The sequence below is a fragment of the Helicobacter trogontum genome (assembly GCF_000765905.2).
GTDB classification, from domain to species: Bacteria; Campylobacterota; Campylobacteria; order Campylobacterales; family Helicobacteraceae; genus Helicobacter_A; species Helicobacter_A trogontum.
Genome location: NZ_JRPL02000075.1, coordinates 1 through 1,869, shown reverse-complemented (window position 1 = coordinate 1,869; position 1,869 = coordinate 1). Strand labels below are relative to the sequence as shown.

Sequence of the window (1,869 nt, the reverse complement as noted above, 5' to 3'; positions counted from 1 at the left end):
TGTTTGTATAATTTCCTCTTTGCTTTTACCAGCTTTTTTCTGTGTTTCATATACATCTAACATCCGTTGCCCGGGCTGTTTATAAGTATCTCTTTGTTTCTGCAAACCATTTGTAATGATATTATCATACATAATTTCTGCTTGCCGTCTAGGTGTTCGTGCTGTACTACTTTTAGTAACTCTCGTGTAGTTAGAAGTTTTTGTAATTTGTCTTAGTATGTTTTTAGAATATTCAGACACTAAACCTATGTCCATTCTATTTTTTTCTACTATCTCAATACCACTTTAATCCTCTTCCTCTTCATACCCCACTTCTAGCTTTATTCTATTTGTAGAATATTCTCTTTGATATTCTAGCAATACGTTTGCAAAATCACAGAATATATCATATATTAAAAGTTCTGTATTGATTATATTTTGTGTATTGTTGTTTGTAATAGTTCCTACTTTGTTGTTGTTTTCATCATATATATCTAGATAATATATTTTTTGAGATAATGGGATAGGGGATATATTTTCTATGTGTATAAAATACTTTTTAGATTCAGCAAATTGCCTTTCTGGATTATTGAGGCTTAAGAAATGAAGTCCAAAGCTTTTCTCTCTTTTCACTTCTCCCCATTCTACTATCTGTAATTCTTTACCATTGAATCTAAGGGATAAAGAGGGTTTGCAATCTGGCTTGGTGAGAGTGGTTGTTAAACAAGTATAAATCTACTCTTCTACTTCTATTTGAGATTTACACAACATATATTGTTTTGCATTATTTGTATAAAACCTTATTCCAAATTCATCTTTGACAGAGAGCATATTGTCATTAAGTATTTCAATGCCAAACACGCTATATTCTTGTGAGTAGGAAGTAGTATTTTGTATGGGCTCATTTAAACACTTACTAACACCTATTTCGTTACAATTATGTGGTACAGAAACAGCTTTTATGGATATATGATTATTTTTTGTTTGAATATCTATAATTTTCAAACTTTCAGCCTCCATAGCAAAGTTACGAATCATTTTTTGCAATTTTTTATTTAATCTCAAGCTAAATCCACTTACATCGGCTAATAAGCAATCTTTGCCATTCTCTTTATTTATTTCATAAAAATTTGTATCCCATAAATCCATTGTCTGTGCGTTGAGAAAGATTGTTAGAGATATATATAGTATTAGCTTTTTCATTGGTTTGCTCCTTATATTTAGTTTATATTAACCCGCACTTGCGTTACAATGTAATTTTTCTTACTTCCCATTTGTGTTTGTCCACTTAACACAAAATTAGATTGTATGTATAACTTATTATTGTCGCTTGTTCCCCATTGATATGTTTTTTCATTGATACTATGTGTACCAACTTCATAGAATAAATAATACAATTTTCCTTTTTCATCATATTTTCTGCCTACGATTACTATAAAGTGATCGGTTGTTTTATCGGTATTGTATGTATTACCATAGGTATGATCTACACCAACAACAATGGGGTAAGCATTTTCTAATTGTTCATTTATATATTTTACAGCCTGTTTTGCTTTCAAAACATCAATAGATAGATAATCAGTCTGAGTGTTTGCTTTTTTAATTTCTTTTGCTATCTGTAATGTTTTTTCGTATGGACCACTAACATCTTTTACACCTGCTTGTTGGACAGTGTATCTTGAAGCCCTAAAACAAGCTGCATTTCCATAATTTGGAACAGGTGGCTCAAATTGTGAAAACCACTTAACCTTTCCACCACTCTTTTCTCTCAAATCAATTTCACTTTTCCTTTCCCCATACCCCACCTCTAGTTTTATAATAATTCTACCTTTATCATCTTTTATATATTCTAAAATATCCTTATATTCTTGCTTTAAAGATTCTAAGACT

General features: G+C 30.5%; 2 protein-coding genes and 1 pseudogene. All 3 read right to left on the bottom strand.

Annotation, left to right across the window (positions count from 1 at the left end; genetic code table 11):
• Positions 1-285: 285 nt before the first annotated feature.
• Positions 286-612, bottom strand: a complete 327-nt coding sequence (locus LS81_RS12220; RefSeq protein WP_034347344.1) for a hypothetical protein — start codon at positions 610-612, stop codon at positions 286-288.
• A gap of 102 nt (positions 613-714) precedes the next feature.
• A complete protein-coding gene (locus tag LS81_RS10810; RefSeq protein WP_034345383.1) occupies positions 715-1,182 on the bottom strand; it encodes a hypothetical protein in 468 nt (155 codons plus the stop codon).
• A 17-nt stretch (positions 1,183-1,199) separates the two neighbouring features.
• Positions 1,200-1,869: pseudogene (locus tag LS81_RS10805) on the bottom strand (hypothetical protein); the annotation flags it as partial.

Excerpts from the sequence above, each read along its gene's own strand:
- LS81_RS10810 (WP_034345383.1), bottom strand. The coding sequence starts at position 1,182 with ATGAAAAAGCTAATACTATATATATCTCTAACAATCTTTCTCAACGCA.